Annotated in this window: 16 protein-coding genes and 3 pseudogenes; 16 read left to right on the top strand and 3 right to left on the bottom strand. The window is 47.4% G+C overall.

Going from position 1 to position 15,170, the window contains the following annotated elements; genetic code table 11:
* Positions 1-36: 36 nt before the first annotated feature.
* Positions 37-1,548 (bottom strand): glycosyltransferase family 39 protein, encoded by a 1,512-nt coding sequence (locus BQ1619_RS05450; RefSeq protein WP_114662683.1) that lies wholly within the window; start codon positions 1,546-1,548, stop codon positions 37-39.
* Positions 1,549-1,610: 62 nt separating this feature from the next.
* Here BQ1619_RS05450 and BQ1619_RS05445 point away from each other — a divergent pair, with 62 nt between their 5' ends.
* Both BQ1619_RS05445 and BQ1619_RS10305 read left to right on the top strand, forming a co-directional pair.
* Positions 1,611-2,213 (top strand): DUF3047 domain-containing protein, encoded by a 603-nt coding sequence (locus BQ1619_RS05445; protein WP_269460078.1) that lies wholly within the window; start codon positions 1,611-1,613, stop codon positions 2,211-2,213.
* A gap of 68 nt (positions 2,214-2,281) precedes the next feature.
* The gene (locus tag BQ1619_RS10305; protein ID WP_269460077.1) at positions 2,282-2,392 is read left to right on the top strand and encodes a DUF3047 domain-containing protein; all 111 of its coding nucleotides are present in this window, start codon (positions 2,282-2,284) and stop codon (positions 2,390-2,392) included.
* Positions 2,393-2,414: 22 nt separating this feature from the next.
* Here the strand turns inward: BQ1619_RS10305 and BQ1619_RS05440 are convergent, their stop codons facing one another.
* Positions 2,415-4,688 (bottom strand): heavy metal translocating P-type ATPase, encoded by a 2,274-nt coding sequence (locus tag BQ1619_RS05440; RefSeq protein WP_114662682.1) that lies wholly within the window; start codon positions 4,686-4,688, stop codon positions 2,415-2,417.
* Between the two features lie 64 nt (positions 4,689-4,752).
* Here BQ1619_RS05440 and BQ1619_RS05435 point away from each other — a divergent pair, with 64 nt between their 5' ends.
* From BQ1619_RS05435 to BQ1619_RS10655, 13 genes and pseudogenes are all read left to right on the top strand, one after another.
* Complete coding sequence (locus tag BQ1619_RS05435; protein WP_114662680.1) at positions 4,753-4,944, top strand: heavy-metal-associated domain-containing protein; 192 nt, start codon at positions 4,753-4,755, stop codon at positions 4,942-4,944.
* 64 nt (positions 4,945-5,008) lie between these two features.
* Positions 5,009-5,656, top strand: a complete 648-nt coding sequence (locus BQ1619_RS05430; RefSeq protein WP_114662678.1) for a DUF47 domain-containing protein — start codon at positions 5,009-5,011, stop codon at positions 5,654-5,656.
* Between the two features lie 80 nt (positions 5,657-5,736).
* Complete coding sequence (locus BQ1619_RS05425) at positions 5,737-6,678, top strand: inorganic phosphate transporter (RefSeq protein ID WP_415066264.1); 942 nt, start codon at positions 5,737-5,739, stop codon at positions 6,676-6,678.
* 141 nt (positions 6,679-6,819) lie between these two features.
* On the top strand, positions 6,820-7,908 hold the full coding sequence (gene apbC, locus BQ1619_RS05420; protein ID WP_114662673.1) for an iron-sulfur cluster carrier protein ApbC: 1,089 nt from the start codon (positions 6,820-6,822) through the stop codon (positions 7,906-7,908).
* A 12-nt stretch (positions 7,909-7,920) separates the two neighbouring features.
* The gene (locus tag BQ1619_RS05415; protein ID WP_114662671.1) at positions 7,921-8,472 is read left to right on the top strand and encodes a DUF3305 domain-containing protein; all 552 of its coding nucleotides are present in this window, start codon (positions 7,921-7,923) and stop codon (positions 8,470-8,472) included.
* A 58-nt stretch (positions 8,473-8,530) separates the two neighbouring features.
* Complete coding sequence (locus tag BQ1619_RS05410) at positions 8,531-8,860, top strand: DUF3306 domain-containing protein (protein WP_331851912.1); 330 nt, start codon at positions 8,531-8,533, stop codon at positions 8,858-8,860.
* A 180-nt stretch (positions 8,861-9,040) separates the two neighbouring features.
* A complete protein-coding gene (locus BQ1619_RS09905) occupies positions 9,041-9,892 on the top strand; it encodes an ATP-binding protein (protein WP_231968540.1) in 852 nt (283 codons plus the stop codon).
* A 55-nt stretch (positions 9,893-9,947) separates the two neighbouring features.
* Entirely contained in the window at positions 9,948-10,235 is a 288-nt protein-coding gene (locus BQ1619_RS09900) for a 4Fe-4S binding protein (protein WP_231968539.1), read from the top strand.
* On the top strand, positions 10,217-10,741 hold the full coding sequence (locus BQ1619_RS09895; RefSeq protein WP_231968538.1) for a hypothetical protein: 525 nt from the start codon (positions 10,217-10,219) through the stop codon (positions 10,739-10,741). Before BQ1619_RS09900 ends, BQ1619_RS09895 begins: the two co-directional genes overlap by 19 nt.
* Positions 10,729-11,130 carry a 4Fe-4S dicluster domain-containing protein gene (locus BQ1619_RS09890; protein WP_231968537.1) on the top strand — a complete coding sequence of 134 codons (402 nt, stop codon included), beginning with the start codon at positions 10,729-10,731 and terminating at the stop codon, positions 11,128-11,130. Before BQ1619_RS09895 ends, BQ1619_RS09890 begins: the two co-directional genes overlap by 13 nt.
* Positions 11,127-11,759, top strand: a complete 633-nt coding sequence (locus tag BQ1619_RS05400; protein ID WP_114662667.1) for a TorD/DmsD family molecular chaperone — start codon at positions 11,127-11,129, stop codon at positions 11,757-11,759. The genes BQ1619_RS09890 and BQ1619_RS05400 overlap by 4 nt, the downstream gene beginning before the upstream one ends.
* 136 nt (positions 11,760-11,895) lie before the next feature.
* Positions 11,896-12,090 (top strand): hypothetical protein, encoded by a 195-nt coding sequence (locus tag BQ1619_RS08685; protein ID WP_162784606.1) that lies wholly within the window; start codon positions 11,896-11,898, stop codon positions 12,088-12,090.
* Positions 12,091-12,235: 145 nt separating this feature from the next.
* Positions 12,236-12,358, top strand: a pseudogene (locus BQ1619_RS10655) (twin-arginine translocation signal domain-containing protein); the annotation flags it as partial.
* 37 nt (positions 12,359-12,395) lie between these two features.
* Here the strand turns inward: BQ1619_RS10655 and BQ1619_RS05390 are convergent.
* Positions 12,396-13,145, bottom strand: a pseudogene (locus BQ1619_RS05390) (molybdopterin-dependent oxidoreductase); the annotation flags it as partial.
* On the opposite strand from BQ1619_RS05390, the pseudogene BQ1619_RS05385 reads away from it, so the two are divergent.
* A pseudogene (locus BQ1619_RS05385) lies at positions 13,146-15,157 on the top strand (formate dehydrogenase subunit alpha); the annotation flags it as partial. It lies immediately after the preceding pseudogene.
* Positions 15,158-15,170 lie beyond the last annotated feature (13 nt).

Below are 15,170 nucleotides of genomic sequence, written 5' to 3'. Positions count from 1 at the left end.
AATGCCTTGGGCGCCAAGGTCTTGAATTTAGCCGAATTACTTTGCTAAATCAGAGTCCTGCCAGTTGCTGCAAAGGCTAAAGTCAAATTTTGACAATATTTGACCAAATCGGACAACCTCAAGAGAATCCAGTGGTTCGCAGCGCCCGAAGGATCTGGCGCTAATCTCATTCTCTTTTCGAATGGGGGGGGCAAACAGCATGCCTGACCAATTCACGAGAACAATATTTGCCCCACGAGGCAATTGTCCAAACCAAAGGTCAAATTGATCCTGTCGTTCATCCAATACATAGACGGGAGTCGGCTTGGCATACCATGCTGCGCGACTTCCTAAAGTCCAGTTATGAACAGCAATGCCAGTTGATTTTGTAGCTTGCGTTAACTGCGCCGCTTTCTGTCCGGCCAGCTTCCAACCATACAGGTCAGCGATGGGATTGGATTTGATTGCTGCTGAGCTAAAACCGCCGGATAGAACATAATCAAATCCGATACAACAGAGCGCTAATTGAATGACGAACAATATGCGAATGATGCGATGGTGTTGGGTTAACCAAGCTTTAGCGAGACCAATTCCAGCAAAGGGAGCGATGCAAAACCATGCTGGTGTAGTCCAGTGCGGTAAACCGCCACCACCAGAAAGGCTAGCGAACACTACAAATGGGATTGCAAAAAATCCCAGCAATACAATCAATGCCAACTTAGTGCCATGAATGCAGTGCTTCATAAAGAGATAGGTGCCCAGAATCAATAGAGGGCCAAAGACCACAATCTGAAGCCCAAGGTATGCACCAAGACGACGCCATAGCCAGACCCCACCAGCGCCATGCGCAATTTGGTATTTAAAGGAAATCCAATCATTGACCCAATTCCAATAGAGAACAGGGCTGATTAACAACAGCGCAAGCACTAACGCAATCCAAAACCCCAATGTCTGAAAAGAGGGCTTTCGGAGATTGCTGATAAAGATGAAGAGTAATGCAAATGCAGTAAATACAGCGGTGTATTTACTTAAACCGGCCAATCCCAATAACACACCTGTCGTGATCCAATCTGCGAGCGTAAATTGATCGTGAATCAACCAACGAAGCGCCATCAACATTAATGCTAGGCTGAGTGGCGCCAGTAAAGTGTCTGGCAATAAACCTATTGCCAGTACATGCGGCATAGGTGCAACGATGATGGCAAGTACCGCAAACAATCCGCAGGAATTTGCTGAAGGTAATGCACTCGTTAGATAGCCTGCATTACGTCCTTGAATGTAATGGTGTATCTCCAAGGTGACCTGATAAACCAAAGTACAAGAAATAATCCACAAAATCTCTGGGATGATACGGATGATGCCCTCAGAGGAGGTTAGTGCCACCAGCGGCCACTGAATCCAACCTACCAGTGGCGGATGGTCAAAGTAGCTCCACGCGAGATGTTGGGCATATAGGGCGTAATGCGCCTCGTCAACCGAAAATTCAATTGCAAAACCCAATACCAAATGCACCAAGGCTGCAATACCGATGCAGATCGCAGCCCAGCTTGAAGGTGATTGATGGCGCATGCTCTGATTTTAGACGCAGTTGTATCAATATTTGGGACAATTCAGGTATGCGTCCATTCATTATGTCCTCACTCATTACCACTCTGGCACTCATGCTTGCAGGGTGTTCAGGTTTTGGTGGCGGGCCTGTCCGGAATGAGTCTGGACAGGCAATCAATATAGACCAACTGCCTGCTCAAGAAGATTTGCCAAAATTTTCCACCGAGAGTGCGCGAGAGGGTATGCCTAATGGTTGGCACTTTTACCGAATCGCACCCTATAAAAAGAATACGGTTTATCGCCTAGAAAACTACCAGGGTAAAACCGTGCTCAGTGTAAACGCAAAAACATCTGCCTCAGGTTTAGCCATGAAGTTGAAGCCAAGGTCGGCAAATAACTTATGGTTGCATTGGGAATGGAAAGCATTAACTGCTGTACCAGAGGCTGATAACGCTGAGAGCACTAGAGACGATGCGCCGTTGCGGATATTGGTTGCTTTTGATGGCAACAGATCAAAGCTATCCCTAAAAGATAACATGACATTTGAGATGGCCAATCTAATTAGTGGTCAAGAGATGCCCTATGCCACCTTGATGTACATTTGGTCTGGAAAATCACCAATCAATACGATGATCACCAATGCACATAGCTCGCGCATCAAAATGATTGTGGTGGATTCTGGCTAGGATAACTTAGGGCAATGGCATAACCCCAACGGGATCTAACAGCAGACTACAAAAGTGCTTACGGAGAGATGCCAGGTGATGTGATTGGCATTGCGTTACTCACGGATACAGACAATACGAAGTCGGAGATGCACGCCTTTTATGGCGATATCGAGTTAGTGCGCAAGAATCCAAAATAGATCTATGGAAATGGCTATTCACTCAGCGATGTGATGGTCGCCAACGTTTTAGTAATAGCGCATTACTGAGCACGCAAAAGCTCGAGAGTGCCATGGCGCTGCCTGCAAGCATGGGTGAGAGATAGCCTAAGGCAGCGAGCGGAATTCCTGTTGAATTAAATGCAAACGCCCAGAAGAGGTTCTGCCCGATTTTCTTCCACGTGCGCTGAGAGATATCAATCGCATCCGCTACTAGAGTGGGGTCCCCGCGCATCAGGGTGATGCCAGAGGCTTGCATCGCGGCATCCGTTCCAGTGGACATTGCCATCCCCACATCTGCTGTTGCTAAGGCGGGAGCATCGTTGACGCCATCACCCACCATGGCAACGTATTGCTGACCATCTTCCCAAGACTGTTGAAGTGTCCGAATAATTTGCGCTTTATCACCTGGCATGATTTGACCAAGGACTTCATCAATTCCAAGTGATTGACCAACACGGTTTGCGGCAGCAGAGTTGTCGCCCGATAGCATCACCGTTCGAATACGCATACGATGCAAGGTAGTGATGGCCTCTTTAGCGTTGGACTTGAGATCGTCGCCGAATCCAATGATTGCGAGTGGTGTTGATTCTGCATCTTTGTGAATCAAAACCGAAACCGTTTGCCCTTGATCGAGCAGTGGTTGTGCCTGATGTGAGATCGTTGTTGCATTGGGGTCGTTGGTAAGAGAAGCGATGCTCTGCAAAACAAGTGACTGCCCAGCCCACGGTCCAGAACTGGGTTTGCTGGCAATGCCGATTCCAGGCAACGCTTGGCTTTCAGATGGGGGAATCGGGATTGCATCCGAAAATTTAGTGGCATCCAATAGCGCTTTGGCCAAGGGGTGCTCGCTACCCATTTGTAATCCTGCTGCGGTTGCTAATAGGGCGTTTTCATCTGCGGCATTGGTAAGGCTAATAAACGAGAGTACTCTTGGCTTGCCAACCGTGAGAGTGCCTGTTTTATCGAATGCCACCACAGTTAGGCGATGTGCCAACTCTAGTACTTGGGGATCTTTTATCAGAATACCAAAGCGGGCTGCCACGCCAGTGCCAGCCATAAAGGCCACAGGAGTCGCTAAACCCAGGGCACAGGGGCACGCAATTACCAGGACCGATACTGCTCGCAAAATAGCGATGGATGCTGAATCGAGATAAAACCAATTTATGAGACCTGTCAGTAAAGCAATTCCAATGACAGTAGGTACAAAAATAACGCTCACTCGATCAACCAATTTCTGGATAGGAGCTTTTTGTGTTTGCGCATCCTCTACTAAGGTAATGATTTGCGATAGAACACTTTCCACGCCAACAGCTTGCGCATCAATAATTAATAAGCCTTCACCATTTAATGATCCGCCGATGACCTTTGCGCCAAGCATTTTCTTGACTGGCTCGCTCTCCCCTGTGAGGAGGGACTCATCGATATGGCTGCTGCCAAAAAGAATCTCGCCGTCAACAGGAATGCGCTCCCCCGGCAAAACCAAGATGCGGTCTTTAGGGAATACTTGATCAAGCGGGAGTTCTCGGTATCTCTCTAAAAAAGCGCCTCCGCCAATCACGGCCCCAGTATCCAATACTTTGGCATTTTCTGGCCAAAGCTTTTGCAGTGCGCGAATCGCTTCACTGGTTTGTTGTTTTGCTCTGGATTCAAGCCATTTGCCTAGTAAGACCATGCAAATGATGACAGCTGAACCTTCAAAATACAGTTCATGTGTTGTATGCGGTGAAGCGATCATTTGGTAAACGCTTAATCCATAGGCGGCACTCGTGCCAAGCGCAACGAGTAAATTCATATTGCCAGCACCAGCGAGCAATGATTTAACACCCGCTTTATAAAAACGCCATCCCAAAATAAATTGCACTGGAGTAGCCAGAATGATTTGCCATTTAGCAGATAGGGTCCAATGAATACCAAATGGCATCAAGAACATTGGCAAGATCAGTGGGGCTGATAAAGCAAAACTGAGTAAAACGCGACCTAAGTCATCTGAACCCCAAAAAGAGTGGGCGCTTTTTATTGGAGCATTTCCATGGGGATTGCTGATTTGCGCTCCATAGCCAGTTTTCTGAACCAAGGCGATGACATCGGCAATGGAAGTGTCTGAGTCTGCCTTGAGGCGCACTTTAGCTTGTTCGGTCGCCAAGTTCACGCTGGCAGCTTCAACCCCAGGAATTCGGTCTAATGCTTTTTCGACCCTCCCAACGCAGGAGGCGCAGGTCATTCCCTCAATATCAAGGGTAAAAACTGAAGAATTCGGTGCATTTTGGCTGTCCATATAGAAGATAATCTACCAGTTAGAAGGCGAATTAGACGGAAAATTTACATAAAAAGGGGTGGAAATGTTCACTCTCAAAGTTTCTGGAATGACCTGTGGCGGCTGTATCAATGCGGTAACGAGGGCAGTTCAGTCTCAAGCCTCTGCCAAGGTGCAGGCGGACCTAGCCACGCAGACGGTGACCCTAGCGACAACGCTCTCTCAGGAGCAGGCAAGCCAGCTTATAACAAAGGCTGGATTTCCGGTTGCCCAATAATCATTTGTTTAGAATAGCGACAGCCTAAAACCCCGCAGTTTTTGCTCCTAAAGGATCGTGATTTATGTTTTTCAGTAAGTTAATGCCTCACGATGGTAATTTCTTTGAATTGTTCAATGAACATGCCGGAAATATCGTTGTCGCTTCAGAATCCTTTTTGAAGTTCGTTGAACACTACGGTGATGAAGCGCTGCGTGCGAAATATACCCAAGAGGTCGATAAAGCAGAGCATGCTTGTGACGATATTGTGAAAGAAGTTCATCGTCGTCTACACAAAACATTTATTACTCCAATCGATCGTGACCAGATTTTCTCGCTCATCAATACGATGGATGACGTCGCTGATTTACTGCAAAACGGTACCGAAGCTATGCATCTATACGATGTGAAGCAGATGACTCCGGAGATGTTGCAAATGGCGGAGTTGTGCAATCAATGTTGCATCAGTATGAAGAACGCAGTTGGCACGCTTAAGGACATTTCCGATCCTGAAGTAGCTAAGGCTGCTCTGCAGACTTGTGATGAGATTGATCATTTGGAATCGGGTGCGGATCGCTTGCTTTCTACTGCGATTACGCGGCTGTTCCGCGAAGATATTGAAGTGCGTGAGCTTATTAAGTGCCAACGCATCTATGAGTTGCTTGAGGAAGTAACCGATAAATGTGAAGACGTTGCCAACTTGGTTGAAGGCATCGTTCTTGAAAACTTTTAAGGCGAATTAAGTTGCCGGCGACCGAAGTAGCTTTTTGGGTAGTAGCGCTTTTAGTAATATTGGCGCTCAGTTTCGACTTCATGAATGGATTTCATGATGCGGCGAATTCTATTGCAACGGTCGTATCAACTGGTGTTTTAAAGCCTCAACAAGCGGTGATCTTCGCTGCTTTCTTTAACTTCCTTGCAATTTTTATCTTTCATCTGAGTGTTGCGGCAACCGTTGGCAAGGGCATCGTTCATCCTGATGCGGTGGATTTGCATGTAACTTTTGGTGCGCTCGTTGGCGCTATTGTCTGGAATGTTGTGACTTGGTACTACGGTATTCCATCAAGCTCTTCTCATGCCTTGATTGGTGGCTTGGTTGGTGCAGCTCTGCCAAAAGCTGGAGTAGATGGCCTGGTTTGGACTGAAATCATCAAGACCGTTTCGTTTATTTTCATCTCCCCGATGGTTGGGTTTCTGCTGGGATCGTTGATCATGTTGCTGGTATCTTGGGTATGCAGAAACGCTACCATGGCAAAGACTGATCGCTGGTTCCGTCGATTACAGCTGGTATCGGCAAGTGCCTACAGCCTGGGTCACGGCGGAAACGATGCGCAAAAGACGATTGGCATTATCTGGTTGCTTTTGATTATTACGGGTTACGCTGAGGCGGGTGCAAAAATGCCGCCAACGTGGACCATTATTAGTTGCTATATAGCGATTGCATTGGGAACTATGTTTGGTGGCTGGCGCATTGTCAAAACAATGGGTCAGAAATTGACCAAGTTAAAGCCTGTTGGCGGATTTTGTGCCGAAACTGGTGGCGCCATTACCTTGTTTGCTGCAACTGCTATTGGGATTCCAGTCTCAACTACCCATACGATCACAGGGGCTATTGTAGGTGTGGGCTCGACTCAGCGCGCTAGCGCAGTTCGTTGGGGCGTAGCTGGAAATATTGTTTGGGCATGGATTTTCACTATCCCAGCAACAGCCCTGATGTCTATGCTCGTGTATTACCTAAGTTTGTTGATTTTCTGATTTAACACACCATTTCCCTAGAGCCAATTCAAGCAATTTTTGGCTGGTGCGGTTAATCTAAATACTATTCATAAAAATTACATTTTGTAACTCTCCCTGCCCAATAGGGTTTGTCAGGGTTACGCATCAGAGGAGAAGGTAGTGTCTGTAACTGTAGAGGCTGTTCAAGCCGCCTTAAAAAACGTCGTTGATCCCAATACCCACATTGATTTCGTTGCTGCAAAGAATATTAAAAATTTGAAAGTGGATGACGGCGATGTCTCTTTGGATGTTGTCTTAGGCTATCCCGCCAAAAGTCAATTTGATGCTATCCGCAAAACGGTAATTACTGCTTTGCGTGAATTACCGGGCGTGAAAAACGTGGGCGTGACCGTTAGCAGTCAAATTGTTGCTCATGTCGTTCAGCGTGGCATCAAGTTATTACCTGGTATTAAAAATATTATTGCCGTTGCCAGCGGCAAGGGTGGCGTAGGTAAATCGACAACAGCAGTCAACTTGGCGCTAGCGCTTGCGGCTGAAGGTGCGCAAGTGGGGATTTTGGATGCTGATATTTACGGACCCAGTCAACCGATGATGCTCGGCATTACTGGTCGCCCAGATTCTGTCGAGGAGAATACGATTGAGCCGATGGAAGGGCACGGACTTCAAGCAAGTTCTATCGGCTTTTTGATTGAAGAGGATGCGCCAATGGTGTGGCGTGGTCCGATGGTGACGTCTGCGCTAGAGCAGCTACTGCGTCAAACCCGTTGGCGTGATTTGGATTATTTGATTGTGGATATGCCACCGGGTACTGGTGATATTCAGTTGACCTTATCGCAAAAGGTTCCCGTAACAGGCTTTGTCATTGTGACTACGCCTCAAGATATTGCATTGCTAGATGCCCGCAAAGGCTTAAAGATGTTCGAAAAGGTTGGCGTGCCCATCATCGGCATTATTGAAAACATGAGCACCTATGTTTGCCCAAGTTGCGGGCATGAAGAGCATGTATTTGGAGTCGGTGGTGGCGAGAAAATGTGCAAAGAATACGGCGTTGAATTTTTGGGCGCGTTGCCATTAAATCTGTCGATTCGCAAGCAAGCGGATGCAGGGCGTCCAACGGTAGTTGCCGATCCAGATGGCGCCATTAGCAATATTTACAAGGCGATTGCGCGCCAAGTGGCGATCAAGGTAGGAAGTCTGGCAAAAGATATGAGCAGCAAGTTTCCAAACATTGTGGTTCAAAACACCTAAGGCTATAGACCAATGCGCTTTGCGGTATTGATGCGTAAACAGCACCTCGATAATCCTTGGGTCTCCTATCGATGGGTACCTCATGAGGTGTTGCCGGATTTTGGACAATTTATCACCACATCCTCTAATGCTATTACTGGCCAATTTCTGGGTCGAGATGCTGAAGGAGAGTCTTGGTTGTTTACCGGTTTTGAGCTCAATCTTTTTTTGGATGAGGCCGAGGGCTATTACCTTAATGTGTCTGCAACAAAACCATCTTGGTTTGTGATGTGGCGTCTCGAGGAAGATATCGATTGTTACATTGACGCAGAGTCCTTGGAGTTAGCCAAAGCTGAATCCACGATTGCCGTGCCCCATCGCATCTGCGTTAGCTATAACGAGGCTGCCCGCTTGCTCGATGGTGGCGAGTCAGTCGATGCCGTGCCAATGAGTGATAACCATACCACTTGGTTGCAAGAGTATGTCGACGAGCACTATCGACCTGAGCCCAAGAAACGTCATAAGCCTGCATCGTTTAAAGGTGCTGAGTGTCCAGCGGGGGAACGATGGCAGACGGATTCTTAAGTCGCTGGTCACGGCGTACGTCAGGCATTCAGGAGGAGCCCAGTGAGTCAGCAAAAGAATCCGTGCAGACTCCTTCACGAATAGCCCAGAACCAAAGATAGAAGCGTCAGAGGCCCCTCCCTTACCCACCATGGAGGACGTTGAAAAGATCGATCGTTTTGCACCGGATTTTTCTGCTTTTATGAAGCTGGATGTTGACCCCGCTGTACAGCAGGCCGCTTTAAAGAAAATGTTTTCGGATCCCCACTTCAATGTAATGGATAGGCTCGATATCTATATTGATGATTATTCCAAGCCCGATCCACTTCCTGCAGGCATGTTAGAGCGAATGGTGCAAAGTGACATGCTCAGCTCTTTCAAACCCTGGCTAATGGCACCGATGCGGTAAGTCAGAAGGAGGGCAATCAATCTCCCGATCCTCCTCTGAGGTATCGCCAAATCCGCCTGGTTTGGAGCAATCCTCTAAAAGTAATTTAACATCCCCATCATTATTAGAGATAGAAAAATCTGCAAACGTGAATAGCGAGCAGATTAAGTCGGATCAGAAAAAAACCTAAGAAGGTTCTTCATGAGTCAAAAATTAGTATGTAACTGTAATGGCACCATGCCTTTGGATGCAAAGGCATTGGGTGTTTCAGTGCATCAGTCTTTATGTCGTCAAGAGGTTGGTACTTTTATTAAGGCACTCGACAGCTCTGAAGAGTTAGTAGTGGCTTGCACCCAAGAGTCAGCATTATTTTCTGAGCTTGCAGAACAATCTGATAAGCCATTGGTTGCGCCTCTACGTTTTGTGAATATTCGTGAAGTGGCGGGTTGGACACAGGAAGCAAAAAACTCAGGTCCAAAAATTGCAGCTCTGTTGGCTTTGGCGGATACGCCTGATGCCGAGCCTGTTCCAGTGATGAACTACGCTAGTCAAGGACGCCTATTGATTATTGGTCCCGGTTTGCAAGCTATCCCCTTGGCGGAAAAAGTAGCAAGTGCTTTAGATGTTTCAGTACTCTGCACGGAGCCCAGTGATTTGCCTATTGCTCGTAATTACCCGATTTACACGGGGGCGGTGCCAAAACCTGATGGCTACCTAGGAAGCTTTTCGGTCGATTGGGAATTGCAAAATCCAATAGACCCTGAGATGTGCACTCGGTGCGGCGTTTGTGTAGAGGCTTGTCCTGAAAATGCGATTGATTTCTCCTTCCAGATTTATTTAGAAAAGTGCAAATCACATAGCACTTGCATTACTGCATGCGCAAGTATTGGTGCCATCGCATTTGATCGGGTTGAGCGTCAGCGTGAGGCCGAGTTTGATCTGATTTTAGATTTGCGTGCTGATCCAACAATGCGAATGACACAGACGCCGCAAGGATATTTGCGCCTGGCAATGATCCATTGGATCAGGCACTCGCGATCAATCAGTTATTAGAGATGGTAGGCGAATTTGAAAAGCCAAAATACTTTGTCTACAACGAAAAATTTGTGTGCATGGTCGCAATGGCAAAGTAGGGTGTAGCGTCTGTATCGATGTTTGCTCAACTGGTGCAATCAAATCTGTATTTAAGAATGGGCAAGGCAATGTTGAAGTAAATCCCAATTTATGTATGGGATGTGGTGCTTGCTCAACCGTATGCCCATCTGGAGCAATGCGCTACAACTATCCGAGCGTTTCTCATCAGGGTAAAGAACTCAAAACATTCGCTACTGCCTATACAGCGGAAGCTAAAAGCAAAATCGCACTACCGCCCCCAGCTTGCTTCTACATACCTTAAAAACCGGCACTCAAGTGATTGATAGCGTTGGTCGTCTGGCGCATGTGTCTCCTAGGCAATTTGAAAATCTCCTAGCATTTGTGTTGCCATATGGAATTGAGCATATTGCCTCCACTGGATTAGAGCTTTGGTTAGGCGCGCTGACTTATGGTTTTGCGGAGGTGGTGTTGCTATTGAGTGGTGACGAAGATCCTGCCTACCGTGATGCCTTGGAGTCGCAAGCCAAATTAGCCAACTCTGTTCTGAAAGCCTACGGCTTTGATGAGCGCATTTACTTGGTGATGGCAGATGCCCCAGATGATTTGTCGGCAGTATCAAAAGCGATGGGCGCTTTGCGTCAACGGGAAGCGCTCAACGCCATTTGCGCGCCTCTGCAAGCTTTGGATTCTCCAATCAAAAACGGGAAACACTCAAGGCTGTACTCGAACATTTGCAAAAGCAAGCCAAGACACCATTACCTGAAGAAGGCGTTGGTTTACCCAAGAACTCACTATTGGGTGGTCTAGCGATTAATGCCGATGCCTGCACCCTGTGTATGTCTTGCGTGAGCGGTTGCCCAGAAGGCGTGTTGATTGATAACCCTGATGAGCCCATTTTGTCCTTTATTGAGAAACAGTGTGTTCAGTGCGGTATCTGTGTGCAAACTTGCCCAGAGAGTGCGCTTGCTCTGCAGCCTCGCCTGCAAAAGGTAGAGCGGCGAAAACAAAAAGTGACACTCAATCAAACCCAAGCGTTTCATTGCATTAGTTGCGGCAAACCATTTGGAACGGCCAAGATGGTGGATTTGATGCTGGCCAAACTCGGGGCACACGGCGCTTTTGCAGGTGCAGCTATGGATAGGCTAAAGATGTGTGGCGATTGTCGCGTTGTGGATATGGTGAAAAAAGAGTTATGAGTGAAAAAGAGACTGCTGCCACTGAGGTGGGTGATGTTGGATTGCCTGAGGATCTAGCCAGGGCTGATTTGTATGGGTTGATTGCTCGATTCTCCCACTTACCGCCAGATCAGGAATTACTGGATCAAATTGCCGCGACTGCCAACCAGCAGGACTCCAGTGACGAGGCGCCCTTAGCAAAGGCTTGGATGAATGTGGTGGAAGTGACTAAAGATCATCCTGCCAGCGCCTGGAAGGAAGAATTCGATACGAACTTTATAAGCATCGGCAAACCCAATATAGTCCTGAATGGCTCCTTTTATATGGCGGGCCACCTTAACGAGAGGCCTTTAGTCAATATTCGCAAAGCGTTAGAGGAGTTTGGCCTAGAGTCTGCCGATGAAGTTACCGAAACCGAAGACCACATTTCTTCCCTATGCGAGGTGATGCGGTACTTAATTGCTAGCGATGATGTCGAGGTATCTAACCTGACCAACCAGCGGATTTTTTTCAATGAGCACATTCGCCCCTGGTACGACGAATTGTGCGATGCAATAGAAAATATTCCCCAGATGCATCTCTATCACCCGATTGCCGCTCTGACACGAGAATTTTTGGCAATTGAAGGGCAAAGCTTTGACATGATTTGATGTTGCGTTGCAACATATGTGAGCCCTGAATTTCGGCGGAAAACCCTTATCAAATTATTGTTATAACGATACGTCAAAAGTGCAATAAGTGATTAAACTTGACTCATATCAAGAATAACCATTAAAGGCTCATGCCATGAGCACAAAATCCACCGTGATTTCAAGTGAAGAGGCCAAGCCATCACGTCGTAAGTTCTTTTTTGGCGCAAGCGCTGCAGTTGGCGCAGTAAGTGGTTTCACAAACTGCCGTAGGCAAAGCAGTGATCCAAGAAATCAGCAGAACGACAAAAGAGAAGAGCGAAGGTCAAACAATGACTGCGCACATGCGTAAGTTTTGCGAAACCACCATGATCTAAGTCGCAATCTCTTCATTAATCGAATACATCATTCATAACAAAAAACTTTCTCAGGGACAACATATGAGTCTGACTCGTAAATCCAATACCTCATAAAGTAGTCGTACAACTTCTCGCCTCATCGGTAGCTTGTCGCGTGGTTCAAAAGCGGCGGTACCAACAATGGATCGACGCACATTCTTGAAACGCTCTGGCGTTGGCGTTGGTGCCGGTATCGCAGCGAGTCAGTTGAGCCTAGTGCAGAACTGTTGCCGAACCAAGCAAAGCCATGTTGGACGGTACGGATCTCTTCCATGCCGTAAACGCGATCATTGATATACTTCTTATCTTCCCAACCATTTTTGAAGATGTGATACAGGAGACCAAACAAGAATGGAATGTCAGTACCGGAACGAATACGAATGTATTGATCAGATTTGGCCGCAGTACGGGTGTATCGTGGGTCGACCACGATAACTTTGCAACCATTTTCTTTGGCATGCAATAAGCTCAGCATCGATACCGGGTGAGCCTCAGCAGCATTCGAACCAATATAGAGTGCCGCTTTGGCATTCATCATGTCGTTGTAGCTATTGGTCATCGCACCATAGCCCCAGGTGTTAGCAACACCAGCGACTGTGGTTGAGTGACAGATACGCGCCTGGTGATCTGTATTGTTGGTTCCAAAGAAAGAGACCAACTTATGGAGTAAGTGGGCCTGTCCGTTGTTATGTTTGGATGATCCAATAAAGAACATTGCATCTGGAGTGTATTTCTCACGAATATTCTTCATCTGCGCTGTGATTTCTGTGAGCGCTTGGTCCCAAGAAATACGTTGATACTTTCCATCAACCAACTTCATTGGGTAACGTAAACGATAGTCGCCATGACCATGTTCACGTAACGCCGCGCCTTTAGCGCAGTGTGCGCCCAAATTATTTGGGGAATCAAATACTGCGTCTTGACGTACCCATACACCATTCTCAACAGTAGCATCTACCGTGCAACCCACGGAACAGTGTGTACAGATAGACCTCTTCACTTCGATCTTGCCCGTAAAGAGGTGATGGAGAAGTGGACGCCTGCTGCGGTAGAAGAAGCGTGCGGTGTTCCAGAGGTGCAAATGTACAAAGCTGCAGAGACGATGGCGAAGAATCGTCCAAGCACCATCGTATGGTGTATGGGTCAAACACAGCACACAATTGGTAACTCGATGGTGCGTGCATCCTGCATCTTGCAGTTGGCATTAGGTAACGTTGGCAAGTCTGGCGGTGGTACAAATATTTTCCGTGGTCACGATAACGTTCAAGGTGCAACCGACGTTGGTCCTAATCTAGACTCATTACCAGGCTACTATGGTTTAGCGGCTGGATCCTGGAAGCACTACGCAACCGTTTGGGGTGTTGACTACGACTAAATCAAGGGTCGCTACGCTCCAAACATGATGGAGAAGTCAGGCACTACAGTATCTCGTTGGGTGGACGCTGTTCTCGAAAAGAACGATATGATTGATCAGCAGACAACCGTCAAAGGGTTGTTCTTCTGGGGTCATGCGCCAAACTCACAGACCCGTGGTCTGGATATGAAGCGTGCGATGGATAAATTGGATTTGCTCGTTGTCGTAGATCCGTATCCAAGCGCTACAGCTGCGATGGCTGCAATGCCACCTGCCGAAGGTCAAGCTGTTAATAAGAATCGCAATGTTTACTTATTACCTGCTACGACGCAGCTCGAAACCTGCGGTTCCGCAACCGCATTAAATCGTTCACTACAGTGGCGTGAAAAAGTCATTGATCCATTGTTCGAATCAGTGCCCGATCATGTGATCATGCAAGCTTTTGCCGATCGTCTTGGATTTGGTGAAGAGCTGTCTAAAAATTACAAGATGCTTAATTCAAAGTTTGCTGGCAAACAATGGAGAGAGCCACAAATTGAAGATATCTTGCGTGAGATCAACCGCTCTGTTTGGACGATTGGTTACACCGGTCCAGACCCCTGAGCGTCTCAAAGCGCACATGAGAATGGTGGCTACATTTGATCCGAAGACTCTTAAAGCACGTGGCGGTGTTGATCCTGTAACGGGATACGACACTACAGGTGACTACTACGGCTTGCCTTGGCCTTACTATGGAACGGCTGCTATCAAACATCCAGGCTCACCAAACCTTTATGACACCAGCAAGAGTGTGATGTAGGGTGGCGGCAACTTCCGTGCGAACTTTGGTGTGGAGCGTGACGGTGTCAGCTTGTTGGCGGGCGATGGTTCCTGTTCTAAGGGATCAGCGATTCAGACGGGTTATCCAGAGTTTGATCACGTGTTCGTGAAAAAACTCGGCTGGTGGGATCAATTAACCGATGAAGAGAAAAAGCTTGCTGAAGGTAAGAACTGGAAAACCGACTTATCCGGTGGTATCCAACGCGTTGTGATGAAAAATGATTGCCATCCATTTGGCAACGCCAAAGCACGCGCGATTGTTTGGAGCTTCCCGGATCCAATTCCAATTCACCGCGAAGCGCTTTACAGCACAAACGCACCAATGATGCGTAAGCACCCAACTTCAGCGGATAAGAAGAACTTCTGGCGCTTGCCAACACTCCATAAGACTGTTCAAGATCAGAACTTGAATCAGAAGTTGTATGAGAAGTTCCCAATAATCTTGACCTCTGGTCGCTTGGTTGAGTACGAGGGTGGTGGAGACGAGACTCGTTCTAATCCATGGTTGGCAGAACTCCAACAAGAAAACTTTGTGGAGATCAATCCCAAGGCCGCAGCAGACCGTGGCATTAAGAACTGGGATTACGTTTGGGTTAAGTCACCGACTGGTGCCAAGATCAAAGTGCGTGCTTTGGTAACAGAGCGCGTTGATCAAGGAACTGCTTTGGGGGCCATTCCACTTTGCGGGCTGGTGGCAAGGCAACGATCTGCGTAAGTACCATCCAGATGGTGCGGCTCCAGTGGTGCTAGGTGAGGCGGTGAATACTGCAACGACATATGGTTGTGACCAAGTGTCCATGATGCAGGAGACCAAGACCACTATGTGTCAAATCGAGAAATTTGCCTAAGTAAAAAATAAAG

Origin of the sequence: Polynucleobacter necessarius, from assembly GCF_900095195.1 — a bacterium.
GTDB lineage: Bacteria > Pseudomonadota > Gammaproteobacteria > Burkholderiales > Burkholderiaceae > Polynucleobacter > Polynucleobacter necessarius_G.
The sequence above is the reverse complement of the archived record's forward strand: the minus strand, read 5'-3'. Positions and strand labels throughout refer to the sequence as shown.

Bases quoted from the DNA above. Each gene is read 5' to 3' on its own strand.
- BQ1619_RS05430 (WP_114662678.1), top strand. From the start codon at position 5,009: ATGTTTTTCAGTAAGTTAATGCCTCACGATGGTAATTTCTTTGAATTG.
- BQ1619_RS10305 (WP_269460077.1), top strand. From the start codon at position 2,282: ATGCCAGGTGATGTGATTGGCATTGCGTTACTCACGGATACAGACAAT.
- BQ1619_RS05425 (WP_415066264.1), top strand. From the start codon at position 5,737: ATGAATGGATTTCATGATGCGGCGAATTCTATTGCAACGGTCGTATCA.
- BQ1619_RS05435 (WP_114662680.1), top strand. From the start codon at position 4,753: ATGTTCACTCTCAAAGTTTCTGGAATGACCTGTGGCGGCTGTATCAAT.
- BQ1619_RS05450 (WP_114662683.1), bottom strand. From the start codon at position 1,548: ATGCGCCATCAATCACCTTCAAGCTGGGCTGCGATCTGCATCGGTATT.
- BQ1619_RS08685 (WP_162784606.1), top strand. From the start codon at position 11,896: ATGAGCACAAAATCCACCGTGATTTCAAGTGAAGAGGCCAAGCCATCA.
- BQ1619_RS05445 (WP_269460078.1), top strand. From the start codon at position 1,611: ATGTCCTCACTCATTACCACTCTGGCACTCATGCTTGCAGGGTGTTCA.
- BQ1619_RS05400 (WP_114662667.1), top strand. From the start codon at position 11,127: ATGAGTGAAAAAGAGACTGCTGCCACTGAGGTGGGTGATGTTGGATTG.
- BQ1619_RS05415 (WP_114662671.1), top strand. From the start codon at position 7,921: ATGCGCTTTGCGGTATTGATGCGTAAACAGCACCTCGATAATCCTTGG.
- BQ1619_RS05440 (WP_114662682.1), bottom strand. From the start codon at position 4,688: ATGGACAGCCAAAATGCACCGAATTCTTCAGTTTTTACCCTTGATATT.
- BQ1619_RS09905 (WP_231968540.1), top strand. From the start codon at position 9,041: ATGAGTCAAAAATTAGTATGTAACTGTAATGGCACCATGCCTTTGGAT.